The following is a 26,288-nucleotide window of genomic DNA, read 5'->3' as shown; positions in this document are numbered from 1 at the left end:
CTCATCCAAAGCTGCTCATCCAAAGGCTTGATCGACATGAACACTGGCTTCGACCTTATCATCTTCGACTGCGACGGCGTCCTCGTCGATTCGGAAATCATCGCGGCGGAGGTCGAATCCAAGCTGCTCACCGAGGCAGGATACCCGATCAGCGTCGAGGAAATGGGCGAGCGCTTCTCGGGCATGACCTGGCAGAACATCCTCTTCGAAGTCGAGCGGGAAGCGAGCATTCCGTTTTCGGCGTCGCTGCTCGAACGCTCGGAAAAACTTCTCGACCTGCGCCTTGCCAACGACGTGACCGCCATTCCCGGCATCGAACTGGCCCTGTCACGCATCGATCTGCCGCGCTGCATCTGCTCGAATTCGAGTTCTGCGCGTCTTGAGATGATGCTGACCAAGGTCGGCCTGCACTCCTCCTTCGCGCCGCATATCTATTCGGCCAAGGATCTGGGCCCCGACCGCGTCAAGCCGAAGCCGGACATCTTCCTGCATGGCGCAGCGCAATTCGATCTCTCGCCGTCGCAGGTCGTCGTCGTCGAGGACTCCGTCCATGGCGTGCACGCCGCCCGCGAAGCAGGCATGCGGGTAATCGGCTTTACCGGCGCCTCCCACACCTACCCGTCGCACGCCGACCGACTTACCGATGCCGGTGCTGAAACCGTGATTTCGCGAATGACGGACCTGCCGGGCGTCGTTGCAGCCCTCGCCGAATGGGACGGCGTCCTTTAGGATTTCACCGCACTAAAAAACCGGCCGCAATGCTTGCGACCGGCTCCAGTGGCTTCGATAAACGCCGTTATAATTGCGACGGCCGTTATTTTCTCTTGCGAACGGTGCGGGCGGTCTTGGTCGGGGCTGCGGGCGACTGTTCGAAGCTGACGTAGACGCTGACGAAGCCGGCCGCGCCGCCGGTCACGTGGATCTTGTTGTCGGTGTAGAGAAACTGCGCCGAGCCCTCGCCGGGCGGGATCGAGGCCTGGTAATTCGTCGTGTCGCTGTAAAGCACTGTCTGGCCATCCATGACGGAAACCTTGATCGGCAGGTTGACGCTGCCGGAACCGCCCATCGGACCCGCAACGAGGCGGCCCTGCACGACCACCGTCATGTTGAGCGCCGTACCGTCGGTGGTGCACTGGCGTGTGCCCTGCACCAGAGACGCCTGGTAGGCGAGCTGCGATGCATCGTCCTTGGCGCCCTTGGCGTAGGTCTTGTAAATCGCACCCTCGTCGCGAATGACGATTTGCGGGCACTTTCCGGCGACATAGGCCTGACCCACTGGCTGGGTGGCAGGCGTGGCGGATGCCGCTCCCTCCGGCGCAACGCTGATCTGCGTTGCGGGGTCCTTACTGTCCTTGCTACCGAGCCCAAGCGAGCTGCAGCCGCTCAATGCTGCTGTCAACGATACGGCGAGAAGTAGACGCGAAGCTCTGCCTGACACGATAAATCACCCTGTACACAATATGAATTTGCCAAGCCCGGGTTGAATTGCGGGCCTTTCATCGCACTTGGCGATGGTCTATATCAGCGGCGCTTCGAAAAATCGATTGGGTACGCTTCGTTTTGGTTCAATTTTCGAAATCCCTCCGCTGCAACGGCTTCCGGCGCGCTTCGACGGAGGCGTGCACAATCGTACGGTTGCGAAAACCAGGCCGCGGATTTGGCGCAAAAAGGCGCATCTACGGGCCGTTTCCGGCATAGACTTCAGACAACCCATCTTCCGTCCGACCGTCCACATCAGAGGTAAAGACCTTGGAATATATCTCAACCCGGGGAGAAGCCCCTGCCCTCGGTTTCTGCGATGCACTGCTGGCAGGCCTCGCACGCGACGGCGGTCTCTACGTTCCGCGTGAATGGCCGCAACTGAGCAAGAAGGACATCCGGGGCTTTCGCGGCAAGAGCTACCAGGAAATTGCCTTCCGCGTGCTGCTGCCGTTTACCAACGGCGAAATTCCGGAAGAGATATTCCGTAGCATGATCGACGAGGCCTATGCCACCTTCCGCCATCCGGCCATCGTGCCGCTGGTGCAGACAGGCCCGAACAGCTTTATCATGGAGCTCTTCCATGGCACGACGCTAGCGTTCAAGGACGTCGCCATGCAGCTGCTGGCGCGGCTAATGGAGTATGCGCTGGCCGAGCGCGGCGCGCGGGCAACGATTGTCGGTGCCACATCGGGCGACACCGGCGGCGCGGCCATCGATGCCTTTGCCGGTCGCGATCGCACCGACATCTTCATCCTCTTCCCGCATGGCAAGGTCTCGCCGGTGCAGCAGCGGCAGATGACATCCTCGACGGCTTCCAACGTTCACGCGCTGGCCATCAACGGTAATTTCGACGATTGCCAGAACCTCGTGAAGGCGATGTTCAACGACGCGCCGTTCCGCGACGGCGTCGGCCTTTCCGGCGTCAACTCGATCAACTGGGCGCGCATCATGGCGCAGGTGGTCTACTATTTCACGACAGCCGTGGCGCTCGGCAGCCCGGACCGGAAAATCTCGTTCACCGTGCCGACCGGCAATTTCGGCGATATCTTTGCCGGCTATGTCGCCAAGCAGATGGGCCTTCCGATCGACAAGCTGGTGGTCGCCACCAACGAGAACGACATCATGGCGCGGACGCTGAAGACCGGCCGCTACGAGATGCGGGCCGTCAAGGCGACAACCTCGCCATCGATGGATATCCAGATCTCGTCCAACTTCGAACGGCTGCTCTTCGAGGCCAATGGCCGCGATGCCTCCCGGGTGCGCGCCGCCATGGAAAGCCTCAAGCAGTCGAGCGGTTTCGACATCGCCCCGGAAGCCATGCGCTTCATTAAGCGCGATTTCCGTGCCGGCCGGGCGACCGAGAAACAGGTGGCCGAGACCATCCGCCAGACCTATGCCGACACCGGCTACCTGCTGGACCCGCACACCGCGATCGGCGTCTTCGTCGCCAGTAAATTTGAAAAGCCGAACAGCCCGATGGTGACGCTGGCCACCGCCCATCCCGCAAAATTCCCCGCCGCAGTAAAATCAGCCTCCGGTATTGACCCGGCGCTTCCGACGTGGCTTGCTGATCTGATGCACAGGGAGGAGCGCTTCGACATCCTGGATCCCGACCTCAAAGCCGTGGAAAGCTTTATCGGTGACCATGTTCAGGCCTCAAGACGTTAAGCGCAGAAAGATCTAATATGACAGTTGAGTGCACCCGGCTGAAATCCGGGCTGACGGTAGTAACCGAGTTGATGCCGCATCTTGAAAGCGTTGCACTCGGTGTGTGGATCAAGTCGGGATCGCGGAACGAGACCGAAGCCGAACACGGTATTGCCCACCTTCTGGAACACATGGCGTTCAAGGGCACGGCTCGCCGCACAGCACGCGAGATTGCCGAGGAAATCGAGAATGTCGGCGGCGAGGTCAATGCCGCGACATCGACGGAAACGACATCCTATTACGCGCGCGTGCTGAAAGAAGACGTGCCGCTCGCTGTCGATATTCTCGCCGACATCCTGACGGAATCGGCCTTCGACGAGGACGAATTGCAGCGTGAAAAGCAGGTTATCCTGCAGGAAATCAACGCTGCCAACGACATGCCGGACGACGTCGTATTCGACAAATTCTCGGAAGTCGCCTATCGTGACCAGACGCTCGGGCGCGCCATTCTGGGGACGCCGGAAACCGTGCTCGGCTTCACGCCGGAGCAGATTCGCGGCTATCTCGGACGCAACTACACCTGCGACCGGATGTTCGTGGTGGCAGCCGGTGCCGTCGATCATGACAGCTTCGTCAAGCAGGTCGAGACCCGCTTTGCAAGCCTTCCGACAGCGCCATCTGCAGCGCCCGTCATCGAGACAGCCCGCTACGTCGGCGGCAGCGTTCGCGAGACGCGCGACCTCATGGATGCTCAGATCCTGCTCGGCTTCGAAGGCCGCGCCTACCATGCGCGGGATTTCTACTGCTCGCAGATTCTTGCCAATATCCTTGGCGGGGGCATGTCGTCGCGGCTGTTCCAGGAAGTGCGCGAGACGCGCGGCCTCTGCTATTCGGTCTATGCCTTCCATTGGGGCTTTTCCGACACTGGCATCTTCGGCATCCATGCCGCAACCGGCGGAGAAAACCTGCCGGAACTGCTGCCTGTGATCGTCGATGAGCTGCGCAAATCTGCCGACAAGATCCACCAGCAGGAAATCGACCGCGCCCGCGCCCAGATCCGGGCCCAGCTGCTCATGGGTCAGGAAAGTCCTGCCGCACGGGCCGGCCAGGTCGCGCGACAGATGATGCTTTACGGCCGGCCGATCCCCAACCCGGAGATGATGGAACGGCTGGAGGGCATCACCATCCAGCGGCTGACCGATCTCGCCGGCCGTCTGTTCTTCGACGCCGTGCCGACCCTCTCCGCTATCGGTCCGCTGGACGAGCTGGCGCCGATGGAAGACATCATCGCCTCGCTGGCCACACCACGCCAGGCATCCAAAGCCGCCAACGGCTGATCCCAGCCGGAGGCCCCTCACGATCCAGTTCCGGGAGACATGGACGAATGCCAAAGTCGGTTTTTCGGTTTCTGTCTCGGCAGCCGGACACGATCGAACTTGAGGGCGCCGACCATATTCTCCGCTTGCCGCGCAACGCCGACTTCAGCCAGTGGCAGAAGCTTAGGGCCGAGAGCCGCCGGTTCCTGGAACCGTGGGAGCCGACCTGGCGTACCGACGAACTGACCGAGGGCGCCTACCGGACCCGCGTCGTGCGGGGCAAGCAGGAGTACAACTCCGGCCAGGCAGTACCGTTTCTGGTCTTCAAGCGCGACAACTCCACGCTGCTCGGCGGGCTCACTGTCGGTTATATCAGGCGCGGTGCCGCGCAGAGCTGCATGATCGGTTACTGGATGGGCGAGCGCTATTCCGGCCAAGGCCATATGTTCGCCGCACTTGAGATAGTTATACCCTATATCTTTTCCGGGCTGGAGTTGCACCGTATCGAGGCAGCCTGTATTCCGGAGAATGAGCGTAGCGTGCGGCTTTTGCAGAAGGCCGGGTTCCAACGGGAAGGCCATTTGCGCGGCTACTTGAAAATCAACGGCCAATGGCGTGATCACGTGATGTTTTCTCGCTTGGCCACAGACACGGACCCGCTCGGGAAGACCACACGCTGATGATTGCCGACACTCCTTCCCAACCACACTTCCTTCGCCATTCCCTGATCGCGTTCCTTGTTGCCCTGTTTGCGATGACGGCCCTGTTGGCGATGACGGCTATGCTTGCGACCGGCGCGCGGGCTGCGGAGCCGGTGAAGATCTCGCGCGACGACACGGCGCTCGACCTTACGAAGACGACCGAGATCTACGCCAACCAGGGCGAGGCCTTCCAGGTGTCGACGGCCGCTGGTGCCGACGGTATCCGCCGCCGCATCGAGGTGCGCTCGAGTTCGCCGGGTCACCAGGGCGACTGGGCGGTGTTCGCACTGGCCAACGTCTCTGAAGAACAGCTGGAGCGCGTCATCGTCGCGCCGCATTTCCGTCTGGTGAATTCCAAGATGTTCTGGCCCGACCTCGGCTCGCAACGCATCATCGCCATCACGCCGAGCGAAGGTTTTGCGCTCGACCGGCAGCCGAGCGACGAGGCGGACGTGTTCCGCATCACACTCAATCCCGGCGCCGTCATCACCTTCGTCGCCGAACTGTCGTCCCCGGAATTGCCGCAGATCTATCTCTGGGAGCCGAACGCCTACAAGGATACGGTCAACGCCTTCACGCTCTATCGTGGCATCGTGCTCGGCATTTCCGGCCTGCTGGCGGTGTTTCTCACCATCCTCTTCGTGGTCAAAGGCACGTCGATGCTGCCGGCGACGGCGGCGCTTGCCTGGGCGGTGCTCGGCTATATCTGCGTCGACTTCGGCTTTCTCGGCAAGCTGATCAGCATCACATCCGGGGACCAACGAATATGGAGGGCCTGCGTCGAGGTGGCGCTGGCCTCCAGCCTGGTGATCTTCCTGTTCACCTATCTTAATCTCAACAGATGGCACGCCCATCTCGGCTATGTCACGCTTGCCTGGATACTGGGGCTGGCGCTGCTGTTCGGCGTGGCCGTCTACGATCCGTCGATTGCCGCCGGCATTGCCCGCCTCTCCATGGCCCTGACGGCAACCGCCGGCATCCTGCTCATCGTCTATCTCGGTATCAACCGCTATGACCGGGCGATCCTGCTGGTGCCGGCCTGGGCGTTGATCCTCGTCTGGCTGTTCGGCGCCTGGCTAACGGTCACCGGCAAGCTCGACAACGACATCATCCAGCCGGCACTCGGCGGCGGTCTGGTGCTCATCGTACTTCTGATCGGCTTTACCGTCATGCAGCACGCCTTTGCCGGCGGCGCCTTCCAGCAGGGCCTGTTTTCCGATCTGGAGCGCCAATCGCTGGCACTCACCGGCTCCGGCGATACCGTCTGGGACTGGGACGTGGCGCGCGACCGAGTCGTCACCATTCCCGATATCTCGCAGAAGCTCGGACTCTCGCCCGGTAGCATGCACGGTGCTGCTCGCAACTGGCTGCCACGGCTACACCCCGACGACCGCGACCGCTTCCGCGCGACGCTGGACGTGCTGCTGGAGCACCGTCGCGGCAGGCTGAACCACGAGTTCCGCATCCGCGCCGAGGACGGCCATTTCCATTGGCTCGCAATCCGCGCCCGGCCGGTGCTGGGATCGAACGGCGAAATCATCCGCTGCGTCGGCACCGTCGTCGATGTCACCGAGCAGAAGAACTCCGTCGAGCGCCTGTTGCACGACGCGCTGCACGACAACCTCACCGGACTACCGAACCGGCAGCTTTTCCTCGACCGACTGCAGGCCGTGCTGACCCTTGCCCCCGCCGGCGATCTGGTCCGACCGACGGTGATGGTCATCGATATCGACCGGTACAAGATGGTCAACGACGCGCTGGGCGTTGCCGCCGGCGACAACATTCTGGTCGCCCTGACACGTCGCCTGCGCCGCCTACTGAAGCCGCAGGACACGCTGGCGCGGCTCTCCGGCGACCAGTTCGGCCTGATCCTGGTGTCCGAGCGCGATCCGACCAAGGTGGCGGATTTCGCCGATGCCGTCAGCAAGGCGATCATGGTGCCGCTGAACTTTGCCAATCGCGAAATCGTGCTGACCGCCTCCATCGGACTGACTTCTTGGGTCGACCAGCAGGAAAGCGCTGCCGGATTGCTCAGCGACGCCGAGCTTGCGATGTATCGCTCGAAGCGCGCCGGCGGCAATAAGGTCGAACCTTTCCTGCCAGCCTTCCGCAACTTCGGCACCGACCGCCTGCAACTGGAATCCGATCTCCGTCGCGCCGTCGAGCGCAAGGAGTTGTCGATGGTCTACCAGCCCATCGTCCGGCTGGAAGATGCCGAGATCGCCGGCTTCGAGGCGCTGATGCGCTGGGAGCATCCGAAACGCGGCAACATTTCGCCGACCGAATTCATTCCGATTGCCGAGGCAACCGACATCATCGGCCCGCTCGGCATGTTCGCCATGGAGCAGGCGACAAACGACCTGATGGCCTGGACACGCCAGACGGGCGAGTTGCCGCTGTTCGTATCCGTCAACCTGTCGAGCGCCCAGCTGCTCAACAACGAGCTCTACGACGACGTCCGGGCGCTGCTTGCCAAGACCCATTGCGATCCGTCCCGCATCAAGCTCGAACTGACGGAAACGATGGTCATGGAAAATCCGGAACAGGCGCGTCTCGTGTTGGCGAAGTTGCGCGAAGCAGGCCTCGGCCTCGCACTCGACGACTTCGGCACCGGCTACTCGTCGCTCTCCTACCTCACCCGCTTCCCCTTCGACACGATCAAGCTGGACAAGGGCCTGGTACGCGACGAGAGCGACAAGAAATCCGTGCTGCTGCGCTCCGTGATCTCGATGGCGCGCGAACTCGGAATGAAAGTCGTCGCTGAGGGTATCGAGACCGAGGAAGATGCGCTGGAACTCGCCAAGATGGGCTGCACCTACGGCCAGAGCTTTCTCTTCGGACCGCCGATGGGCTCGGAATCGGTGCTGCGATTGCTGAAGGAACGTTTTCCGCTGACAAGGCGCGCCTGAGGCACGCCTCCCCGCCTCGCGCTGGTCAGGCCGCCTGCATCGTCTGGCCTGCTGCTGCGTCACGGATGAGCCGCAGCAGGTAATCGAGTTTCCTCACCACCGGCGGCGACAGGACAAATGGGTACGAGTCCGGCTGTCCCATGCTCCTCTGGATGCTGTTCACGGCGACACTGAGCGGCACCCAGGCGGAAACAAGCTGCTCGGCATCGTGCGCCCTGTAGGGATTGAAATCCACCTCCGACGCCATCTCCTCATGCCCGCGCGGATCGACCGCGATGCCGAAAGCACGGGCTGTCTCCAGCGTATCGACGATGTGGAGATAGTGCGCAAAGCACTCGGCGAAATCTTCCCAGGGATGGGAACTGGCATAGGCGCTGATAAAGCTACTCTGCCAATCCGCACGCACCCCGTTCTCGTAATGGCGCCGCAGTGCTGCGCCATAGTCCTCGCGTTCGTCGCCGAACACCTCGCGGAAGCCGTCGAAATTATTGACGTCGCGGACCAGCTTGTTCCAGATGAAATGGCCGGTCTCGTGGCGGAAGTGGCCGAGCAGCGTCCGGTAGGGCTCGTGCATCGACATGCGCGCCATTTCGCGCGTCACGTCGTCCGCCTCGGCGGCGCGGATGGCAATCAGGCCGTCGTCGTGGCCGGTCATGGCGGGCACGACGAAGCCGGCGCTGTTGATCTTGTCCTCGAGGAAATCGAACACCAGACCGCCCTGCGGATCTTCGCTGCGATCGGGATGCGGCAGTTCGAGGCGCAAAAGTGAATAAAACAGATGGCGCTGTGCCTGCCCTATCCGGCGCCAGCGGTCGACACCCTCGGATGTCCCGGTATTCGGCACCAGCCTGTTATGGCGGCAGGCCGCACAGAAGCCTTGCGGATCGTCGGAATCGACCATCCAGTTGCAGAGATCCAGCGCCGCATTCGAGCAAAAGCGCAGCGAGCGAGACGGTTCTGAAACGATGTGCCAGTCCGGCTCCTGGTCGGGTTCCAGCGCGTACATCTTCAGCCGGTCTGGAACGAAACCCAGGCGGTGGCCGCAGCGGACGCACTGGCGATTGTCGAAATGCACCGACTGTCCACAGGAGTCGCAGTCAAACAATCGCATGGGCCCGGTCCTTTTCGACGACGGTCTTAAATGTCGAAAAGCCCGCCACGCTTTGGCGCGGCAGGCTTGAAGTCTTTATTCAGTTCGCTCAGGCGCGATCGACGGCGTCCTTGAGCTTGTCCTTGGCCTTGCCTTCGGCAACCTGGGCCTTGCCTTTGGCTTCCTGAACGGCGCCCTTAGCACGCGTCTCGTTGTCGCCAGTGGCCTTGCCGACGGCTTCCTTCGCCTTGCCGGTCAATTCATTGGCCTTACCGGAAATCTTGTCGCTGGTGCTACCCATGTGTCTCACTCCCTGGTTGGCGACGTACGTTGCGTGCGTCGTGCAGGAAAAACGTCAACAGTCGGATATCGTTCCAGTGGTGGCGCTGGTTTATCAGGCGTGGCCTGCTTCGCTCGACAACATCGCCGGCGTGACGCCGAGCAGTGCCAGCGCCCGCTCGTATTTATCATCAAGGCTGCGGTCGAAGATAAGCTCTTCACTCGGCGCGCAATTCAGCCAGCCGTTATTGCTGACTTCGGCCTCCAGCTGCCCGGCGCTCCAGCCGGCATAACCGAGCAGCATCGTCGCCTTTTTCGGGCCGTTGCCGTTGGAAATCGCGCGGATGATATCGAGCGTTGCCGTCAGGCTGATGTCATCGCTGACAGCGATGCTGCTCTCGCTCTTGTAATCGTCGGAGTGCAGGACGAAGCCTCGACCGCTCTCGACCGGGCCTCCGGTCTGGATCGGAAAACTGCGGGCACGATCCGGCAGCATGATGGCATCGTCAGTCTTGATCATGTCGAGATGCAGAAGAACATCGGTGAAGCTGAGGTTCTGCGACCGGTTGATAATGAAACCCATCGCTCCGGCATCCGAATGGGCACAGATATAGACAACCGTCCGGGCAAAGTTACTGTCCGCCATTCCCGGCATTGCGATCAGAAACTGACCGTCGAGAAAGCCGCGTGCACCTTTGTACTTCAGCGTCGATAACGACATCCTGTCTCCTCACTGCTCTTGATTATGCCCCCCGGATAAAGATGGGGTAATGTGACGGATCAATCAACTGAAAATGATCGATTGCTAAAAATCGCATGATGCGCGTGCGGCCGCCTTCGTCTAACGCTGTTTCCATGATTTTCTATCCCAGACTTTTCCGGATCCCGATGACGGCGGCAGGTATTTTTGCCGTCTCCTTGATGCTCGCGTCCGCTACCCATGCGGCGACAAGCGACTGGGCAACCAGCGATGGCGGCCGGATGCGGGTGGTGGCAACGCCCGCCGACGTCAGCGGCCACGTAAAGGCTGTATTGCAGATCGAGCCGGGTCCCGGCTGGATCACCTACTGGCGCGAGCCCGGTGAAAGCGGCATCCCGCCGCAACTCACGCTGCCTGCGGGAAGCAAGGCGACAATCGACACTATCGGCTATCCGGTGCCAAAGCTCATCTCGCTCGGAAATGTCCATGAGGTCGGCTACGATGCGCCCATCAGCCTGCCGCTCGATATCAATGCCGCCGGCGAGCGAAAACTCGATATCACGGCCTTTATCGGCGTCTGCAAGGATATCTGCGTTCCCTTCCAGGCAACCATGAGCGTGACGTTGCCGCCGCCGGGTTCGTCCGCCGATGCCGGGGATGCAGCCATCGTCACCGATGCAGCGGCAGCGCTTCCACAGAAACCTTCGGCCGATTTCGGCGTCAAGAGCCACAGCCTGTCGCCAGACGGCAAGACATTGTCGTTGCATCTCACCTTGCCGGACGCTGGCGACGCCATTCCCCAGATCTACGTGACCGGCCCCAGCGGCTATGTGTTTTTCAAGCAGGCCAGCGCCAGCCGCAGCGGTCGCGATGTGGAGGTCGCACTGACAATCGGCAAATTGCCGAAGACCTATGTTGTACACGGCAAGAGTTGGGGCATACTGGTCGTGAACGGCAGCCGCGCGATGGAAACGACGCTTGTCATGGAGTAGAGCGATCATAGATATCGACGGGCGTTCAGACGCACGCGACAGAAAAAACCAGGAGAGACGCATGACTATTGCCATCGGCGAGAAAATTCCCGCCGCCACGTTCAAGGAAAAGACAGCCGACGGCCCGACCGAAATCTCCACGGACACGCTGTTTTCGGGCAAGCGCGTCGTGCTCTTCGCCGTCCCCGGCGCCTTCACGCCAACCTGCTCGCTGAACCATCTGCCGGGCTACCTCGAGAACCTCGATGCCATCCTCGCAAAGGGTGTCAATGAAGTTGCCGTCGTTTCCGTTAATGACTGGCATGTGATGGGTGCATGGGCACAGCAATCGGGTGGCATGGGCAAGATCCATTTCCTCGCCGACTGGGATGCCGCCTTCACCAAGGCGCTCGGCCTCGACGCCGATCTCTCGGGCGGCGGTCTTGGCGTGCGCTCGAAGCGCTACTCGATGCTGGTAGAAGACGGCGTCGTCAAGACACTGAACGTCGAGGAAAACCCCGGCGAAGCGACGGTCTCGGCCGCAGCAACGATGATCGGGCAGCTCTGATCAGGCACAGCTGGAGGGATGCCGGACATCCCTCCAGATCCTTCTACCTGCACCGTTTTCAGATATTGAGATCGAACACCAGCAATCCGGCCAGGCCGCCATCGGTGGACGAGACGATGCGTTCGCCGACGGCGACGTGCTCGGGGTGGACGAGATAGGCATCGCGGGCAGCGCCGCTTTCGAAGGTCACGGCGAAGCCATCGACGAAGCCGCCATGCAAGCCTTCCGGCGAGACATTCGGGCCATATTTTACGTCGAGAATGCCTGGAATAACCTGCTTCAATGCGACGATCGCTTCAAATATGGATTGCTTTTCCGGCGCCGTGACGGCGGCCTTGAAGCGCAGAAATACGCAGTGCAGGATCATGTGAAACCTCCCCGGGTGACCGCCGCACCATACCGGGAAAACGACGGGCGGCAACATGCTTGTTGTCTGTCTTGCAGCCGGCTTCAGCGCTTCTTGAACGGCTCCATGCCCTTGCGGGCGAGTTCATCGGCACGCTCGTTCTCGATGTGGCCGGCGTGGCCCTTGACCCAGTGCAGGGTGACCTTGTGGCGGCTGTGGGCGGCGTCGAGAGCCTGCCAGAGCTCGGCGTTCTTCACCGGCTTCTTGTCGGCGGTCTTCCAGCCGTTCTTCTTCCAGCCGTGAATCCATTTCGAAATGCCGTCCATGACGTATTTCGAGTCCGTGTAGAGATCGACCTCGCAGGCATCCTTGAGCGCACCCAGCGACGAGATCGCCGCCATCAGTTCCATTCGGTTGTTGGTCGTCTCGGCCTCGCCACCGCAGAGGTCCTTCTCGACATCGCCGTAGCGCAGCACGGCGCCCCAGCCGCCCGGCCCAGGATTTCCCGAGCAGGCGCCGTCGGTGAAGATATCGACATGTTTCATGCTTTGGCCAACCCATATTCGGCGCCCGTGGCAACCGTGCGATGAAAGCGCAGCTTGCGCAGATATTCCAGCGGGTCCTTCTTGGTGACCATGGCGCCGGCCGGCGTCATCAGCCAATCGTAGAGCCGCGTCAGGAAGAAGCGCAGCGCCGAGCCCCGCGCCAGCGTCGGCAGCGCCTCGATCTCGGCGTCGCTGAGCGGCCGGATGCTCTGGTAGCCATCGAGCATGGCCATACCCTTGGTGACGTTGTAAGCGCCGTCCTTTTCGAAGCACCAGGCATTGAGGCAGATCGACACGTCATAGGCCAGCATGTCGTTGCAGGCGAAGTAGAAATCGATCAGCCCGGAAAGCTGGTCGCCGAGGAAAAAGACATTGTCGGGGAACAGGTCGGCATGGATGACGCCGGTCGGCAGGTCTTTCGGCCAGTTCGCCTCGAAGAAAGCCAGTTCCGACCGGATCTCATCCCGCAGGCCGGGCTCGACCTCGTCGGCGCGGGCTTCAGACTTGTCCCACAGCGGCTGCCACCCGGCGCAGGAGAGCGCGTTCGGCCGGGCGATGGCAAAGCCCTCGCCTGCGACATGCATCTTTGCAAGCGCGATGCCGACCTCGCGGCAGTGGTGCGCCTCGGGCTTGCGCAGCCACATGCCCTCGAGAAACGAAATCAACGCGGCAGGGCGGCCGGAGAGTTCGCCGAGAAGAGCGCCATCGCGGCGCGGCAGGGGAAGCGGGCACGACAGGCCCCGCGCCGAAAGATGCTGCATCAGGCCCAGGAAGAACGGCAAGTCGTCCTTTTCGACGCGTTTTTCATAGAGCGTCAGGATCAGCGGCTCGCGCGTCGTGTGCAGCAGGAAATTAGAATTCTCGACACCCTCTGCGATCCCCTTGTAGGAGGTGAGTTCGCCGCAATCATACTCTGTCAAAAAGGTCTTGAGATCGTCTTCGGTAATGTCTGTGTAAACGGCCACGGATTATTCCTGGGTTGGCGTCGCTGATGTTATTTATTCGCCGTTGACGAAAGCCATGTCGGCAGTCGTCAACTCGACATCCCGCAGCTCGCGATTGACCAGGAAGTTCTCGGTTTCCTTGACCGTCTCGGCAAGTTCGACCGCCGCATCGTAGCGCTGCCGGAAAGCCTCGATGATCTCGTTGACGATCACCTCCGGGGCAGAGGCGCCGGCGGACAGGCCCACCGTAGCGATATCGCCCATATTGTCCCAGTCGATTTCCGACGCGCGCTGGACGAGAACAGATTGTTTTGCGCCCGCCCTCAACGCCACCTCGACAAGCCGCTTCGAATTTGAGGAATTCGGCGCACCGACGATGATGAAGAGGTCGCAGCCGGGTGCCGCCTGCTTCACCACTTCCTGGCGGTTGGTGGTGGCATAGCAGATCGAATCGGCAGACGGCGCGGTCAGGTTCGGAAAGCGCTCCTGCAGGCGAGCGATGACGCCGGCCGTGTCGTCCACCGACAGCGTCGTCTGCGTGACGTAGCCGAGATTGTCCGGATCGACCGGCACATAGGCATCGACATCGGCAATCGTCTCGACCAGCGACACCGTGCCTTCGGGCAGTTGACCCATCGTGCCGATCACTTCCGGATGGCCGGCGTGGCCAATCAGCACCACATGGCGGCCTAGCCGGTTGTGGCGCATGGCCTGTTTATGGACCTTGGAGACCAGCGGGCATGTCGCATCGAGATAGAAGAGGTTGCGGCTGTCGGCATCGGCCGGCACGGATTTCGGAACGCCATGGGCGGAGAAGACGACAGGCTGCTTGCGGTGTTCCGGCGGGATTTCGCCGAGTTCCTCGACGAAGATTGCGCCCTTGGCCTCAAGACCTTCGACGACGTAGCGATTGTGGACGATCTCGTGGCGGACATAGACCGGCGCGCCATAGGCCTTGAGCGCCAGCACAACGATCTGGATGGCACGGTCGACGCCGGCGCAGAAGCCGCGGGGGCCGCAGAGGCGAATGGTCAGGGCAGGTTTCGAAACGGCGATGTTCATGTCTTTTCCAAAAGCCCGGGGACAAGGGCTAACCACAGATAGGTGCGCCCTGCCCGCCCATCTAGCCTAAAGTGCCGATGAATTGAAGCAATTCTATTGCATCCGCACAGGGTTGCGCGAAACATGCCTACTGCGCCGGGGCATCCGGATGGCGTTTACGCAGCCAGGAAATCGCGACGATGGCAACCAGCGCTGCCGCCAGGCCATACCAGGTGACGGCATATTGCAGATGGTCGTTGGGCAGGTCGACAATGGTCACGCCGCCGACCGGCAGGCCGCCAGGATTGGGCGTTGCATCGGCATCGACGAAGAAGGGAAGCACCCTTTTAGCATCCAGCCCGACGCTGGAGGCCATCACGTCCAAATCCTTCCAGTAGAAGATGTTCTTGGCAATGTCGTTGTCCGGCAGCAGCGACGACGGCTTGGAGGGCAATTTGGCGCGGGCAAGCCCGGCTACGGCCTGCATGCCGGAGAGCTGGCCTTTTTCGCGGGTCTTCGCCTCCTTCTGGTCGTAGGGAACAAAGCCCCGGTTGACGAAGAGCAGGCGACCGCCATCGAGTTCGAGCGGCGTGTAGATGTAGAAGCCCGACATGCCGTTATAGGTGGCGAAGAAATGGCGCTCCTTGTCGTTGAGATAGCGGCCGGACGTCGTCACGCGGCGATATTCGATATCGCCGCCGCGCGCAGCCATCGCCTCGATATCACCCAGCGGGATCGGCGCTGCGGCCTGCCTTTCGGTAATATCGGCAATCAAGCCTTCCTTCCATTTGAGACGCTGGACCTGCCAGGTGCCGAGTGCAAGCAGCACGGCAAGAACCGAGAGAAGCAGCAGGACCTTGAAAGCCTGCCAAGCGGCATTTGCCCCCGGCTTTTGGATCGGCACGTCAGTCACGTTCGATTTGTCCTTCGCTGGCGTCGTGACGGTATTGCAGCGCCACGAAGATGCCCTTGCTCCAGCGCAGCGACAAAAGCGACAGGAGAATGGTCAGAGGGCCGAACAATATCCCGTGGACCCAGATTGGCGGGCCGTAATTGACCTGCAGCCAGAGGACCAGACCGATGACGATGAAGCCGACGATGAGGATGACGAAAACAGCCGGGCCATCGCCACTGTCGGCGAAGGAGAAATCGAGGTTGCAGGCAGCGCAACGAGGCTTCAGCGCTAGGACACCATCGAATAACGCACCCTGTCCGCATCGCGGGCAGCGACCCCGGAGGCCGACCCTGATGGGATCAACCGGCGGGAAATGGGCAGTGTCGTTGACCATGATGTCATGCCTTCCAGGCGGGATACGAAAAGCCTTGCTCCCGCCCCGCAAAACTCTACTCGCCTTAGGGCGACATCCAACAGGCACCAGCGTCAAGGACGTGCCATCGCCGCCTTCGTCATCCGGCGACGGGTGCGCCCCAGCCGCCCCAGATGTAGATGGCGAAGAACAGGAACAGCCAGACCACGTCGACGAAATGCCAGTACCAGGCGGCGGCCTCGAAGCCGAAATGCTGGGTCGGCGTAAAATCGCCACGCATCGCCCTGATCAGGCAGACAGCCAAGAAGATGGTGCCGATCAGCACGTGGAAGCCATGGAAACCCGTCGCCATGAAGAATGTAGCGCCGTAGATCGAGCTTTTGAAGGCAAACGGCGCGTGGGCATATTCATAGGCTTGGACGCTGGAGAACAGTACGCCCAAGGCAACCGTAAGCGCCAGACCGGTGATCATGCCCTTGCGGTCGTTGTGCAGCAGCGCGTGATGGGCCCAGGTGACGGTCGTGCCCGACAGCAGGAGGATGATGGTGTTGTAGATCGGCAGATGCCAGGGATCGAGCACCTCGACACCCTTCGGTGGCCATTGTCCGCCGGTGAATATGACGCGCGAGGCCTGGATGGCTTCGTTCGGAAACAGGCTGACGTCGAAATAGGCCCAGAACCAGGCGACGAAGAACATCACTTCCGAAGCGATGAACATGATCATGCCGTAGCGCAGGTGCAGCGACACGACGCGGGTATGGGCGCCCTCATGGGCTTCCTTCACCGTATCTGCCCACCAGGCGTACATGACGTAGAGGATGACGACGAGGCCGATGAAGAACAGCCAGGGGCTGGCGAAATCGATGCCGAACAGCTTGAACGGGCTGTTGTTGAGATAGCGCATATAGGCCACGCCACCGAAGGTAATGACGAGCGCGCCGATCGCCGCAAGGATCGGCCAGGGGCTCGGATCGATGATGTGATAATCGTGGTTCTTCTGGTGTACGTCAGCCATATCAGCAATCCCCGAGTAACTTTTCCCTTAAGGCAGCCGGTAAACCGGATGCCCTCCTCCCTAAAGCTTCTTCACCCCGACCTTGGCCGCAGCCTCGTTCGATGCCACGGGTTTGGCGTCATCCCGCGGATAGAACGTATAGGACAGCGTCAGCGTGCCGATGTCCTTGGTTTCCGCCGCCTTGGTAATCTCCGGATCAATGTAGAAAACCACCGGCATCTCGCGCTTTTCCCCCGGCGCAAGATCCGTCTCGTTAAAGCAGAAACACTGCACCTTGTTGAAATAGGCGCCGGCCTCGATCGGCGAGACGTTGAAGATCGCCTGCGCGCGGGTCGGCTGGTCTGATTTGTTCTCGGCGACGAACTTGATCATGATCGTCTCGCCGATCTTCGGATCGACCTCGCGCTGCATCGACTTGAAGTCCCAGGGCACGCCCGAGGCGACGTTGGCATCAAATGTGACGCGGATGCGCTTGTCGAGCACTACGGTCGAAGCCTGCTCGACGCGCTGCGTCGTACCGTTGAAGCCGGTGACCTGGCAGAACATGCGATAGAGCGGCACAGCGGCATAGCTCATCGCGCCCATGCCGACCACGAAGCTCAGGCACATCAGAACGATCAGGCCGTTGTTGCGCCCGACCGATCTTGCTCTCCCTGACGTCTCCTCCTCCAAAGAGCCTCTCCCTTAATGTCCCGTGCCGATCTTGATGATCGTCATCACGTAGAAAATCACCACCAGCCCCGCAAGCACCAGTCCGAGAGCGACATTGCGCCCGCGTCTCGATTTCTTCTGGGCGGCGGTGAGCTTGACGGTTTCCATCAGAACCAGCCTCCGGTGCCCGAGGCCAGCACCGTCACCAGACGGTCGATCATCAGGGCCGAGAAGATGGCAAAGAGGTAGAAGATCGAATAGGCGAACATCCGCTTGGCCGGGACCATCTTCACATCGGTTTCCGGCATCCGCCAGACGGTGATCGAACAGTAGACGAAGATGGCGCCGAGAATGCCGGCGACGATCCCGTAGCCGATCGAGGACATGCCCATCATGGTCGGTGCCACACCGACAACGGCGGTTAGCACGGCGTAGACGACGATCTGGTTCTTGGTGGTCGGAATGCCCGAGACATTCGGCAGCATGGGCACGCCGACGGAGCCGTAATCCTTCATCTTGAACAGTGCCAGCGCCCAGAAGTGGGCCGGCGTCCAGAGGAAGATGATGAGGAACAGGACGATGCTTTCCATCGGCACGGTGCCGGTGACGCAGGCCCAGCCGATGACCGGCGGAAATGCGCCGGCAGCACCGCCAATGACGATGTTCTGCGGCGTCGAGCGCTTCAGCCACATCGTGTAGACGACGGCGTAGAAGAAGATCGTGAAGGCGAGAATGGCGGCAGGCAGCCAGCCGACGGCGAGCGCCAGAATGGTGATCGAGAAGCCGGACAGCACCAGTCCGAAGCCGAGCGCTTCCGAGCCGGTCACGCGGCCGGACGGGATAGGCCGCTTGGCGGTGCGGGTCATGATGGCGTCGATGTCTGCATCATACCACATATTGAGGGAGCCGGAGGCACCGGCTCCAACGGCGATGCAGAGGATCGAGATGACGGCAATGAACGGATTGATGTGACCGGGCGCCAGCACCAGGCCGGCCAGCGCGGTGAACACCACGAGCTGCATCACGCGCGGCTTCAGAAGCTCGAAGTAATCGCGCGCACTGGCCTGCGACAGGCCGAGGTCGCCTTCGGAAGCCAGGATCTCGTGGTTGTCGATAACGGTCATTACACAGTCCAGTTTTGTCTCGATCAAAACGCCGCCCGTCGGGCGGCGCTCCGAAAGCGATTATTTGATGCGCGGGAGCTCTTCCCACTGGTGGTAGGGCGGCGGCGACGAAAGCTGCCATTCGAGTGTGGTTGCGCCCTCGCCCCAGGGATTATCACCGGCAACGCGCTTTTTCGCAAACGTGTCGTAGACGCCGTAAAGGAAGATCAGCACGCCGACGCCGGAGATATAGGAGCCGATCGAGGACACGAAGTTCCAGCCGGCAAAGGCGTCCGGATAATCGATGTAGCGGCGCGGCATGCCGGCAAGGCCGAGGAAATGCTGCGGGAAAAACACCATGTTGACGCCGACGAACATCACCCAGAAGTGCAGGTTGCCGATCTTCTCATTGTACATGTAGCCGCACATCTTCGGCAACCAATAGTACCAGGCCGCAAAGATTGCAAACACGGCACCGAGCGACAGAACATAATGGAAGTGGGCGACGACGTAGTAGGTATCGTGGACCGGACGGTCGAAACCGGCATTGGCAAGCTGCACGCCGGTGACGCCACCGACGGTGAACAGGAAGATGAAGCCGATAGCCCAGATCATCGGCGTGCGGAACGAGATCGAGCCGCCCCACATGGTGGCGATCCAGGAGAAGATCTTCACCCCGGTCGGCACCGCGATGACCATGGTGGCAAAGACGAAGTAGCGCTGCGTATCGAGCGACAGGCCGACAGCATACATGTGATGCGCCCACACGACGAAGCCGACGGCACCGATGGCGACCATGGCATAGGCCATGCCGAGATAGCCGAAGATCGGCTTCTTCGAGAAGGTCGAGACGATGTGGCTGATCATTCCGAATCCGGGCAGGATCAGGATGTAGACTTCCGGGTGGCCGAAGAACCAGAACAGGTGCTGGAACAGCACGGGATCGCCGCCGCCTTCAGGCGCAAAGAAGGTTGTGCCGAAATTGCGGTCCGTCAGCAGCATGGTGATCGCACCGGCCAGAACCGGCAGAGACAGCAGCAGCAGGAAGGCGGTGATCAGCACGGCCCAGGCAAACAGCGGCATCTTATGCAGCGTCATGCCGGGGGCGCGCATGTTGAGGATGGTGGTGATGAAGTTGATGGCGCCGAGGATCGACGAGGCACCGGCGATGTGCAGCGCGAAGATCACCAGATCGACTGCCGGTCCGGGATGGCCGACGGTCGAAGACAAGGGCGGATAGAGCGTCCAGCCGCCGCCGGCCCCGTAGGCGCCTGCCGGACCTTCGACGAACATCGACATCAGCAGCAGGATGAAGGCAGGGACGATCAGCCAGAAGGAGATGTTGTTGAGGCGCGGGAAAGCCATGTCCGGCGCGCCAATCATGATCGGCACCATCCAGTTGGCAAAGCCGCCGATCATCGCCGGCATGACCATGAAGAAGATCATGATCAGCGCGTGCGCGGTCGTGAAGACGTTGTACATCTGCTTGCCGCCGTCAATGGCGGCATCGCCGGAGTACCCGTAGACCATGGCGGCGAGACCATTGAAGATCTGGATGCCCGGCTCCTGCAGCTCCATACGCATCAGCACGGACAGGATACCGCCGATGACGCCGGCGATGATCGCGAAGATCAGGTAAAGCGTGCCGATGTCCTTGTGGTTGGTCGAGAACAGCCAGCGATTGGCAAAGCTCGGCTTGTGCGCGTGTTGTTCGCCATGCGCATGGGCGTCGTCGTGACCGTGAGCATCGGACAGCTTGTCGTGTGTGGCGGAACCAGCCATGTTAATCATCTCCCCCCGGATTACTGCGCGACGTTCGCGGCGACATCGACCGTCTTAGACGGCGTGTCGACCTCGGCCATAAGCGCCTTGTTGGCCTTGCCCAGGTCGCTCGAGGCGACGGTCAGCCATTGCTTGTATCTGTCCTCGGAGACGATCCGGATGGCAATCGGCATGAACGCATGGTCCTTGCCGCAGAGCTCCGAACACTGGCCGTAGAACATGCCTTCACGCTCGGCCTTGAACCAGGTCTCGTTCAGGCGGCCGGGCACGGCGTCGGTCTTGATGGCGAATGACGGCATGGAAAAGGAATGGATGACATCGGTCGGCGCCGCCGTCACCAGCACGCGGACGACCTTGTTGACCGGCAGCACGAGTTCGTTGTCAACGGCAAGCAGGCGCGGATAGATCGCCTTGTCAGTCTTGCCGGATGCGGCGCGGTCCGGATCCTTCAGCATGTAGGAGTCAAAGGCCAGCGGCGTATCGCCGGTGTTCTCGTATTCGTAGTTCCACTGCCACTGCGTCCCCGTGACCTTGACGGTGACGTCGGGATTTTTCGGGAATGTCAGCTGCGCGGTCAGAAGGTCGAAGGATGGGACGGCAAGGAACAGCAACACCAGCACCGGTCCGATGGTCCATGCGACTTCGATCAGCGTGTTGTGGCTGGTGCGCGATGGGACGGGGTTCTTGCTGGCGCGAAACTTGATCATGACGATGATGAGGAGGGCCAGCACGAACAGCGTAATCGGCACGATGAACCAGAGCGTATATTGCTCGAACCATCGCACCTGGCTCATGATCGGCGTTGCCGAGGGCTGCATCCCCATCTGCCACGGCATCGGTTGATCGGCGAAACTACGGGTCGTAAAGAGCAGACAGGCGAGCGACGCCAGAACTGCATTGGTCCTCTTCATGACGATGTATCTCCCTAAAGCGCTTGAACCCTCTCCGTTCAAACGCAGAATCCCACCATTCCTCATCTTCTTCAAACCACAGTTTCACCGTGGCAGCAACAATTCCCGAGTGTTTGCCTGTGCGGCATTTTTGCTCGGTCTAATCTTTCGGCAGGGCTAAGATGCGCGAACTATTGTGTAACTTTACGAAAAATCACCGAGCGGCAGTGCAGGAGCCTTGGACAAAAGCGCCTGCAGGTCCTATTTCCGCCGCAGTGAAAATGGAATCCAGCGTCCAGGGCTTTCATTTGACGGGTGCACCCGCAAGAATGGCCGCAATGATTCGAAACTAGGGGTTTCCATGGGTTTTCGTTCCCTCGCGCGGCTTGGGTTGCTGGCGGCAGGCATCGCCGCTTCGGCTTCACTGCCCGCATTCGCCCAGCAGCCGCAGACCGCCACGCCGACACCGGCGCCGGCGCAGGTGCCTGTACAACAAGTGCCTGTGCCGCAGGGCGGACAGCAGCCGCCCGGCACCGTCCAGTCGATGCACGGCGCATGGTCTGTGATCTGCGACAAGCCTGCCGGCGCCCAGACCAACCAGTGCGCGCTGATGCAGAATGTGATCGCCGAGGACCGGCCGGAGGTCGGGCTTTCCGTCGTGGTGCTGAAAACGGCCGACCGCAAGGCGAAGATCCTGCGCGTGCTGGCGCCGCTCGGCGTTCTGCTCAATCCTTTCCAGCCGACCGATGGTGGCCTCGGGCTGATCGTCGATGGAAAAGACCTCGGCAAGACGCAATTCGTGCGCTGTTTTGCCGATGGCTGCTATGCGGAAGTCGCTTTGGACGATAATCTTTTGAAAATGCTGCGCTCCGGATCAACTGCGGTCTTTTCCGTACGCGAGGCTGCGGATAAGGATAAGATCGGTATCCCCGTCGATCTCAAGGGATTTGGCGAAGGCTACGATGTCCTGCCGTGATGTCTCCGGCGTGATCGCCGGGACTTAACGGTTCATGGCGTCCCGTTCTGCGGGGCGCGCGACCTTCTTGGAAGAGGCTTCAATGCGGTTTGGTTTACTTGCCGGCTTTTGGGTACCCCGCACTGTCGCCGCGGCGCTTCTTGCATGGGCGGTCGCCAGCGTACCCGCCACGGCGCAGACGACGCCCGCCCCGCAACCGGCAGCGCCTGCCCCCGCCCCTGAAGCACAGCCGGCACCGGCTCCCGCACCCGCCACGCCTCCACCCGCTTCCAGCCAGGCGAAGACCACCTTCGGCGCCTGGACGGAAGTCTGCGGCACTGCGGACAACAGCCCCAACAAGAAATGCGTGCTGATGCAGAGCGTCGTGTCGCAGGAGCGGCCGGAGATGCAGATTTCGGTTGCCGTGTCCAAGGCGCCCGGCGGCAAGACCGGACTGCTCAGGGTACAGGCGCCACTGAGCGTGCTGCTGCCGAACGGTCTCGGCCTGTACATCGATGGCGCCGACATCGGCAACGCCTATTTCGCCCGCTGCTTCTCGGATGGCTGCTACGCCGAAGTCGTGCTCGAGGAGCAATTGCTCGGCACCCTGCGCAAAGGCACGACCGCGACCTTCACCGTCTTCCAGACGCAGGAAGAAGGCATCGGCATTCCCGTCGACCTGAAAGGCTTTGCCGAAGGTTATACGGCCCTTCCCTGATCGCCGGGCTTGCTCTGCCTGCGCGCCGGACCTACATCGGCATGAACGGAGTACCAATTTCATGAACACCGATCTGCTTACCCTGTTCGACACCGACGAAACCAAGCTGCGCAGCATCGTCGCCGATGCGCTCAACGGCGCCGACGATGGCGAACTCTTCGTCGAACACGTCCAGTCGGAATCGCTGACATTCGACAACGGACGGATGAAGGGCGGCAGCTTCAACACCGAACAGGGCTTTGGCCTGCGCAGCGTCGCCGGCGAGGCGGTCGGCTATGCCCATGCCGGCGATCTCTCAGAAGCCGCCCTGAAGCGCGCGGCCGATGCGGTCGGCGCAGTGACGCGCGGCTATGCCGGCTCCTACGCCGCGGCCCCGCAGCGCACGAACACGCGGCTGTACAGCGACGAAAACCCGATCGGCAGCCCGAGCTTCGAGGACAAGGCCAAGCTCCTGCAGCAGATCGACAGCTATCTGCGCGACAAGGACGGCAAGGTCCGCCAGGTCACTGCATCGGTCGCCGCCTCCTGGCAGGTCGTCGACATCCTGCGCGCCGACGGCCACCGCGTCCGCGACATCCGACCGATGACGCGCATCAATATTTCAGTCATGGTCGGCGACGGCGACCGGCAGGAATCCGGCTCCTACGGCACGGGCGGCCGCGTCGGCTTTGGCGATTTCATCACCGGGGACAACTGGCACTACGGGGCCGACGAGGCGCTACGCCAGGCACTGGTCAACCTCGACGCCCTGGAAGCGCCGGCCGGCACGATGGATGTCGTGCTCGGCAATGGCTGGCCGGGCGTCATGCTGCACGAGGCCGTCGGACATGGGCTCGAAGGCGATTTCAACCGCAAGAAGACCTCCGCCTTTGCCGGGCTGATGGGTGAGATGGTCGCTGCGCCGGGAGTGACCGTCGTCGACGACGGCACCATCGAAAACCGCCGCGGCTCGATCACCATCGACGACGAAGGTACGCCGTCGGCCTACAACGTGCTGATCGAGAACGGCAAGCTGGTCAACTACATGCAGGATCGCCAGAACGCCCGGCTGATGGGCATGCAGCCGACCGGCAATGGCCGCCGGCAGGGATACGCCCACGTGCCGATGCCGCGCATGACCAACACCTTCATGCTGTCCGGCGACAAGACACCGGCCGAAATCATCGCGTCGGTCAAGAAGGGCATTTACGCAGTTTCCTTCGGCGGCGGCCAGGTCGACATCACCTCCGGCAAGTTCGTCTTCGGCTGCACCGAGGCCTACATGATCGAAAACGGCAAGATCGGCGCGCCGATCAAGGGCGCCATGCTGATCGGCAACGGCCCGGATGCGATGAAGCGCGTCTCGATGATCGGCAACGACACCAGCCTCGACACCGGCATCGGCAATTGCGGCAAAGGCGGCCAATGGGTCCCCGTCGGCGTCGGCCAGCCGCATCTGCGGATGGATCAGGTGACTGTGGGTGGGACGAAGGCTTAAGGCTCGGAAATCGATGCGGTCGGCCATATCGGATGTGGTCTAGCCGTGACGGCTTTCAGCGGATATCGGGCGTGAACCGCCACTTCCGCTCGACAGCAGCTGCAATGTCGAGATCGTGGGCCTTTGCAAAGAGCAGGATGTGGCCCAGGACGTCTGCGGCTTCATCTTCCATAGTCTCTGCGAGCTGCTCGTCCGACAGGCCTTTTCGACGGCCCCTGCCGGTCTTGCGGTTGAAGGCCTGCGTCAGTTCCCCGACCTCTTCCTGCAGCTTCAGCAAGAACCACTCAGTGTCGCGGATGATGCCGTTCTGCTCGGCGTAAGACCGTGACGCTTCTTCGAACTTCGCAGACAAATCGCCAAGCATTTCGTTCTCCATACGTTCTGATGGAGAGATGCATGATTCACCCGTCGGCGTCTATCCCGACGGGTGAAAGGACAGCGGACGTGGCCAAAGTCAGCCCGGCATCGCCATGCATTTGAAATCGTGTTTCTTCAGCGCGCTGCAGGCATTGTCGGCGGCGGCGCGGCTTTCGAAGCCGACGAAGCGGGCGCGATAGACCTTCTTCGAGCCCTTGCCGGCTTCTTCCGTGTAGGCAAAGGCGTTCAGCAGCGGGCCGCCGGTCTTCGCCTGTGCCGTCGCCAGCAGATCCTTGGCCGCCTTGGCAGAAGGCGTGGCGGCGATCTGAACCTGCCAGGCACCACCAGACGAGCCGGTCGATGCCGTCATCTCAGCCGAAGGCGCATCGTCCTCCGCCTCGGCCCTGTTGACTATTTCCTGCATCGCTTGCGGCCGTTCGATCGGCACGGCAAGACCGGTCGCCGTGGCGACCGTGCGGGTGATGACGGTGGTACGGCGCGGCGCCAGGGGAGCCGGCACATCGATGTCAGGCGATGCGGATGCGACCTCGACTTCACGGGGAGCAGCACGGCCACCGATACTTGCGACCAGACGGCTGCCGCCGCCGGACGATGCCTGGCTCATGTATCGATTAAGCAATCCGGCCATCTTGTCGTCGCGGGCACGCGCCGTGGGGCCCCCGAGGACGACGCCGATGAGGCGGCGATTGCCATCGCGCACCGTGCTGACGATGTTGAAGCCGGAGGCATTGGTGTAGCCGGTCTTGATGCCGTCCATGCCTTTGTAGCGGTACATCAGGTTGTTGTGGCCACGGATCGGCCGGCCGCGATAGACGAAGCCGGTCTGCGAAAACAGGCGATACTCGGTCGGATAGTCGTTGATCAGCGCGACGGCGAGCGTCGACATGTCGCGGGCGGTGGTGATCTGGCGAGGATCGGGGAGACCCGATGGATTGACGAAGGTGGTCCGGCTCATGCCGAGCTGGCGGGCCTTGGCCGTCATCATCCGCCCGAAGTTGCTTTCGCTGCCGCCGAGCGCCTCGGCCATGACGGTCGCGGCGTCGTTGGCGGACTTGATGATCATGCCATTGACGGCTTCGCGGACGCTGACGGTGGTGCCCGGACGAAGGCCGAGCTTGGTGGGGCTCTTGCCGGCGGCGTTGCTCGACACCTTGAGTTCGGAGTTCCAGCCGAGCTTGCCGCGATGCAGCGCCTCGAAGGCCAGATAGAGGGTCATCATCTTGGTGAGCGATGCCGGATGGTTCAGCTCGTCGGCACTCTGCGACGCCAGGACCTTGCCGTTCTTCGCATCCATGATGAAGTAGGCACTGCCGGCATAGGCGGCAATAGACGAGTTCGCCAGCACGACAGCTGCCGAGAGAGCCACCCAGATTTTCTTCATACCTGTCCCCAACCGAAACAAATGCCAGCTCGCCGCGACGGCCGGCTGTGCAATTATGCGACAAAAGCGTGATTTTGGCGCGATATCGAGGCAATAATCGCGCTTGACCGCCAATTTTACGTGTCACGGTA

28 protein-coding genes are annotated in these 26,288 nt (G+C 61.5%); 10 read left to right on the top strand and 18 right to left on the bottom strand.

The window, feature by feature from the left end:
• Positions 1-36: 36 nt before the first annotated feature.
• Positions 37-729, top strand: coding sequence for an HAD family hydrolase (locus J5274_RS08530; protein WP_111217934.1), 693 nt, complete (start codon positions 37-39; stop codon positions 727-729).
• Positions 730-814: 85 nt separating this feature from the next.
• Here the strand turns inward: J5274_RS08530 and J5274_RS08525 are convergent, their stop codons facing one another.
• Entirely contained in the window at positions 815-1,438 is a 624-nt protein-coding gene (locus J5274_RS08525) for a hypothetical protein (RefSeq protein ID WP_142824221.1), read from the bottom strand.
• A 311-nt stretch (positions 1,439-1,749) separates the two neighbouring features.
• Here J5274_RS08525 and thrC point away from each other — a divergent pair, with 311 nt between their 5' ends.
• From thrC to J5274_RS08505, 4 genes are all read left to right on the top strand, one after another.
• Positions 1,750-3,150, top strand: a complete 1,401-nt coding sequence (gene thrC / locus J5274_RS08520; RefSeq protein ID WP_219274920.1) for a threonine synthase — start codon at positions 1,750-1,752, stop codon at positions 3,148-3,150.
• Positions 3,151-3,167: 17 nt separating this feature from the next.
• A complete protein-coding gene (locus J5274_RS08515; RefSeq protein WP_142824219.1) occupies positions 3,168-4,466 on the top strand; it encodes a pitrilysin family protein in 1,299 nt (432 codons plus the stop codon).
• Positions 4,467-4,513: 47 nt separating this feature from the next.
• On the top strand, positions 4,514-5,125 hold the full coding sequence (locus J5274_RS08510; RefSeq protein WP_142824218.1) for a GNAT family N-acetyltransferase: 612 nt from the start codon (positions 4,514-4,516) through the stop codon (positions 5,123-5,125).
• Between the two features lie 74 nt (positions 5,126-5,199).
• Positions 5,200-8,055: a sensor domain-containing phosphodiesterase gene (locus tag J5274_RS08505; protein ID WP_244615289.1), complete on the top strand. Its 2,856-nt coding sequence runs from the start codon at positions 5,200-5,202 to the stop codon at positions 8,053-8,055.
• Between the two features lie 25 nt (positions 8,056-8,080).
• On the opposite strand, the gene J5274_RS08500 is transcribed toward J5274_RS08505, so the two are convergent.
• The 3 genes from J5274_RS08500 to J5274_RS08490 form a co-directional block, all read right to left on the bottom strand.
• Positions 8,081-9,166 carry a putative zinc-binding metallopeptidase gene (locus J5274_RS08500; protein ID WP_142824216.1) on the bottom strand — a complete coding sequence of 362 codons (1,086 nt, stop codon included), beginning with the start codon at positions 9,164-9,166 and terminating at the stop codon, positions 8,081-8,083.
• Between the two features lie 88 nt (positions 9,167-9,254).
• Positions 9,255-9,446 carry a CsbD family protein gene (locus tag J5274_RS08495; RefSeq protein WP_111217804.1) on the bottom strand — a complete coding sequence of 64 codons (192 nt, stop codon included), beginning with the start codon at positions 9,444-9,446 and terminating at the stop codon, positions 9,255-9,257.
• A gap of 93 nt (positions 9,447-9,539) precedes the next feature.
• On the bottom strand, positions 9,540-10,145 hold the full coding sequence (locus J5274_RS08490) for a YqgE/AlgH family protein (RefSeq protein WP_142824215.1): 606 nt from the start codon (positions 10,143-10,145) through the stop codon (positions 9,540-9,542).
• Between the two features lie 134 nt (positions 10,146-10,279).
• Here J5274_RS08490 and J5274_RS08485 point away from each other — a divergent pair, with 134 nt between their 5' ends.
• Entirely contained in the window at positions 10,280-11,116 is an 837-nt protein-coding gene (locus J5274_RS08485; protein WP_224128080.1) for a protein-disulfide reductase DsbD domain-containing protein, read from the top strand.
• Between the two features lie 61 nt (positions 11,117-11,177).
• Positions 11,178-11,663, top strand: a complete 486-nt coding sequence (locus J5274_RS08480; protein WP_142824214.1) for a peroxiredoxin — start codon at positions 11,178-11,180, stop codon at positions 11,661-11,663.
• A gap of 58 nt (positions 11,664-11,721) precedes the next feature.
• On the opposite strand, the gene J5274_RS08475 is transcribed toward J5274_RS08480, so the two are convergent.
• From J5274_RS08475 to coxB, 12 genes are all read right to left on the bottom strand, one after another.
• A complete protein-coding gene (locus tag J5274_RS08475) occupies positions 11,722-12,030 on the bottom strand; it encodes a Dabb family protein (protein ID WP_111217796.1) in 309 nt (102 codons plus the stop codon).
• Positions 12,031-12,113: 83 nt separating this feature from the next.
• Positions 12,114-12,554 carry a ribonuclease HI gene (gene rnhA / locus J5274_RS08470; RefSeq protein ID WP_142824213.1) on the bottom strand — a complete coding sequence of 147 codons (441 nt, stop codon included), beginning with the start codon at positions 12,552-12,554 and terminating at the stop codon, positions 12,114-12,116.
• On the bottom strand, positions 12,551-13,519 hold the full coding sequence (locus J5274_RS08465) for a homoserine kinase (protein ID WP_142824212.1): 969 nt from the start codon (positions 13,517-13,519) through the stop codon (positions 12,551-12,553). The genes rnhA and J5274_RS08465 overlap by 4 nt, the downstream gene beginning before the upstream one ends.
• A 33-nt stretch (positions 13,520-13,552) precedes the next feature.
• On the bottom strand, positions 13,553-14,560 hold the full coding sequence (gene ispH, locus J5274_RS08460; RefSeq protein WP_142824211.1) for a 4-hydroxy-3-methylbut-2-enyl diphosphate reductase: 1,008 nt from the start codon (positions 14,558-14,560) through the stop codon (positions 13,553-13,555).
• Between the two features lie 127 nt (positions 14,561-14,687).
• Positions 14,688-15,443 (bottom strand): SURF1 family protein, encoded by a 756-nt coding sequence (locus J5274_RS08455; RefSeq protein ID WP_224128096.1) that lies wholly within the window; start codon positions 15,441-15,443, stop codon positions 14,688-14,690.
• Position 15,444: 1 nt separating this feature from the next.
• Positions 15,445-15,828 (bottom strand): DUF983 domain-containing protein, encoded by a 384-nt coding sequence (locus J5274_RS08450; RefSeq protein WP_142824209.1) that lies wholly within the window; start codon positions 15,826-15,828, stop codon positions 15,445-15,447.
• Between the two features lie 118 nt (positions 15,829-15,946).
• Positions 15,947-16,822 (bottom strand): cytochrome c oxidase subunit 3, encoded by an 876-nt coding sequence (locus J5274_RS08445; protein ID WP_142824208.1) that lies wholly within the window; start codon positions 16,820-16,822, stop codon positions 15,947-15,949.
• A gap of 60 nt (positions 16,823-16,882) precedes the next feature.
• Positions 16,883-17,431 carry a cytochrome c oxidase assembly protein gene (locus J5274_RS08440; protein ID WP_244615291.1) on the bottom strand — a complete coding sequence of 183 codons (549 nt, stop codon included), beginning with the start codon at positions 17,429-17,431 and terminating at the stop codon, positions 16,883-16,885.
• Between the two features lie 75 nt (positions 17,432-17,506).
• Positions 17,507-17,641: a hypothetical protein gene (locus tag J5274_RS28755; protein ID WP_142824206.1), complete on the bottom strand. Its 135-nt coding sequence runs from the start codon at positions 17,639-17,641 to the stop codon at positions 17,507-17,509.
• Positions 17,641-18,597: a heme o synthase gene (locus tag J5274_RS08435; protein WP_142824205.1), complete on the bottom strand. Its 957-nt coding sequence runs from the start codon at positions 18,595-18,597 to the stop codon at positions 17,641-17,643. Before J5274_RS08435 ends, J5274_RS28755 begins: the two co-directional genes overlap by 1 nt.
• A gap of 60 nt (positions 18,598-18,657) precedes the next feature.
• Complete coding sequence (ctaD, locus tag J5274_RS08430) at positions 18,658-20,358, bottom strand: cytochrome c oxidase subunit I (protein WP_142824204.1); 1,701 nt, start codon at positions 20,356-20,358, stop codon at positions 18,658-18,660.
• A gap of 20 nt (positions 20,359-20,378) precedes the next feature.
• Positions 20,379-21,269, bottom strand: coding sequence for a cytochrome c oxidase subunit II (gene coxB / locus J5274_RS08425; RefSeq protein ID WP_142824203.1), 891 nt, complete (start codon positions 21,267-21,269; stop codon positions 20,379-20,381).
• Positions 21,270-21,609: 340 nt separating this feature from the next.
• On the opposite strand from coxB, the gene J5274_RS08420 reads away from it, so the two are divergent.
• The 3 genes from J5274_RS08420 to tldD all read left to right on the top strand — a co-directional run bounded on the left by J5274_RS08420 (position 21,610) and on the right by tldD (position 24,398).
• Entirely contained in the window at positions 21,610-22,224 is a 615-nt protein-coding gene (locus tag J5274_RS08420; protein ID WP_142824202.1) for an invasion associated locus B family protein, read from the top strand.
• An 82-nt stretch (positions 22,225-22,306) separates the two neighbouring features.
• Positions 22,307-22,921: an invasion associated locus B family protein gene (locus J5274_RS08415; protein ID WP_142824201.1), complete on the top strand. Its 615-nt coding sequence runs from the start codon at positions 22,307-22,309 to the stop codon at positions 22,919-22,921.
• 61 nt (positions 22,922-22,982) lie between these two features.
• On the top strand, positions 22,983-24,398 hold the full coding sequence (gene tldD / locus J5274_RS08410; protein ID WP_142824200.1) for a metalloprotease TldD: 1,416 nt from the start codon (positions 22,983-22,985) through the stop codon (positions 24,396-24,398).
• Positions 24,399-24,453: 55 nt separating this feature from the next.
• Here tldD and J5274_RS08405 read toward each other — a convergent pair whose 3' ends face one another.
• The gene (locus J5274_RS08405; protein ID WP_142824199.1) at positions 24,454-24,762 is read right to left on the bottom strand and encodes a MazG nucleotide pyrophosphohydrolase domain-containing protein; all 309 of its coding nucleotides are present in this window, start codon (positions 24,760-24,762) and stop codon (positions 24,454-24,456) included.
• A gap of 90 nt (positions 24,763-24,852) precedes the next feature.
• Complete coding sequence (locus J5274_RS08400; RefSeq protein ID WP_142824198.1) at positions 24,853-26,157, bottom strand: D-alanyl-D-alanine carboxypeptidase; 1,305 nt, start codon at positions 26,155-26,157, stop codon at positions 24,853-24,855.
• Between the last annotated feature and the right edge of the window lie 131 nt (positions 26,158-26,288).

The organism is Rhizobium sp. L51/94 (assembly GCF_019355555.1).
GTDB lineage: Bacteria > Pseudomonadota > Alphaproteobacteria > Rhizobiales > Rhizobiaceae > Rhizobium > Rhizobium rhododendri.
The sequence above is the reverse complement of the archived record's forward strand: the minus strand, read 5'-3'. Positions and strand labels throughout refer to the sequence as shown.

What these genes read in the sequence shown, in the direction of transcription:
- ctaD (WP_142824204.1), bottom strand. Translation starts at nt 20,358, where the DNA reads ATGGCTGGTTCCGCCACACACGACAAGCTGTCCGATGCTCACGGTCAC.
- J5274_RS08530 (WP_111217934.1), top strand. Translation starts at nt 37, where the DNA reads ATGAACACTGGCTTCGACCTTATCATCTTCGACTGCGACGGCGTCCTC.
- J5274_RS08475 (WP_111217796.1), bottom strand. Translation starts at nt 12,030, where the DNA reads ATGATCCTGCACTGCGTATTTCTGCGCTTCAAGGCCGCCGTCACGGCG.
- J5274_RS08500 (WP_142824216.1), bottom strand. Translation starts at nt 9,166, where the DNA reads ATGCGATTGTTTGACTGCGACTCCTGTGGACAGTCGGTGCATTTCGAC.
- J5274_RS08440 (WP_244615291.1), bottom strand. Translation starts at nt 17,431, where the DNA reads ATGTGCCTGAGCTTCGTGGTCGGCATGGGCGCGATGAGCTATGCCGCT.
- J5274_RS08490 (WP_142824215.1), bottom strand. Translation starts at nt 10,145, where the DNA reads ATGTCGTTATCGACGCTGAAGTACAAAGGTGCACGCGGCTTTCTCGAC.
- J5274_RS08405 (WP_142824199.1), bottom strand. Translation starts at nt 24,762, where the DNA reads ATGCTTGGCGATTTGTCTGCGAAGTTCGAAGAAGCGTCACGGTCTTAC.
- J5274_RS08400 (WP_142824198.1), bottom strand. Translation starts at nt 26,157, where the DNA reads ATGAAGAAAATCTGGGTGGCTCTCTCGGCAGCTGTCGTGCTGGCGAAC.
- J5274_RS08510 (WP_142824218.1), top strand. Translation starts at nt 4,514, where the DNA reads ATGCCAAAGTCGGTTTTTCGGTTTCTGTCTCGGCAGCCGGACACGATC.
- J5274_RS08485 (WP_224128080.1), top strand. Translation starts at nt 10,280, where the DNA reads ATGATTTTCTATCCCAGACTTTTCCGGATCCCGATGACGGCGGCAGGT.
- J5274_RS08450 (WP_142824209.1), bottom strand. Translation starts at nt 15,828, where the DNA reads ATGGTCAACGACACTGCCCATTTCCCGCCGGTTGATCCCATCAGGGTC.
- rnhA (WP_142824213.1), bottom strand. Translation starts at nt 12,554, where the DNA reads ATGAAACATGTCGATATCTTCACCGACGGCGCCTGCTCGGGAAATCCT.
- J5274_RS08420 (WP_142824202.1), top strand. Translation starts at nt 21,610, where the DNA reads ATGGGTTTTCGTTCCCTCGCGCGGCTTGGGTTGCTGGCGGCAGGCATC.
- ispH (WP_142824211.1), bottom strand. Translation starts at nt 14,560, where the DNA reads ATGAACATCGCCGTTTCGAAACCTGCCCTGACCATTCGCCTCTGCGGC.
- J5274_RS08515 (WP_142824219.1), top strand. Translation starts at nt 3,168, where the DNA reads ATGACAGTTGAGTGCACCCGGCTGAAATCCGGGCTGACGGTAGTAACC.
- J5274_RS08505 (WP_244615289.1), top strand. Translation starts at nt 5,200, where the DNA reads ATGACGGCCCTGTTGGCGATGACGGCTATGCTTGCGACCGGCGCGCGG.
- J5274_RS08435 (WP_142824205.1), bottom strand. Translation starts at nt 18,597, where the DNA reads ATGACCGTTATCGACAACCACGAGATCCTGGCTTCCGAAGGCGACCTC.
- J5274_RS08495 (WP_111217804.1), bottom strand. Translation starts at nt 9,446, where the DNA reads ATGGGTAGCACCAGCGACAAGATTTCCGGTAAGGCCAATGAATTGACC.
- coxB (WP_142824203.1), bottom strand. Translation starts at nt 21,269, where the DNA reads ATGAAGAGGACCAATGCAGTTCTGGCGTCGCTCGCCTGTCTGCTCTTT.
- J5274_RS28755 (WP_142824206.1), bottom strand. Translation starts at nt 17,641, where the DNA reads ATGGAAACCGTCAAGCTCACCGCCGCCCAGAAGAAATCGAGACGCGGG.
- J5274_RS08445 (WP_142824208.1), bottom strand. Translation starts at nt 16,822, where the DNA reads ATGGCTGACGTACACCAGAAGAACCACGATTATCACATCATCGATCCG.
- tldD (WP_142824200.1), top strand. Translation starts at nt 22,983, where the DNA reads ATGAACACCGATCTGCTTACCCTGTTCGACACCGACGAAACCAAGCTG.
- J5274_RS08415 (WP_142824201.1), top strand. Translation starts at nt 22,307, where the DNA reads ATGCGGTTTGGTTTACTTGCCGGCTTTTGGGTACCCCGCACTGTCGCC.
- J5274_RS08480 (WP_142824214.1), top strand. Translation starts at nt 11,178, where the DNA reads ATGACTATTGCCATCGGCGAGAAAATTCCCGCCGCCACGTTCAAGGAA.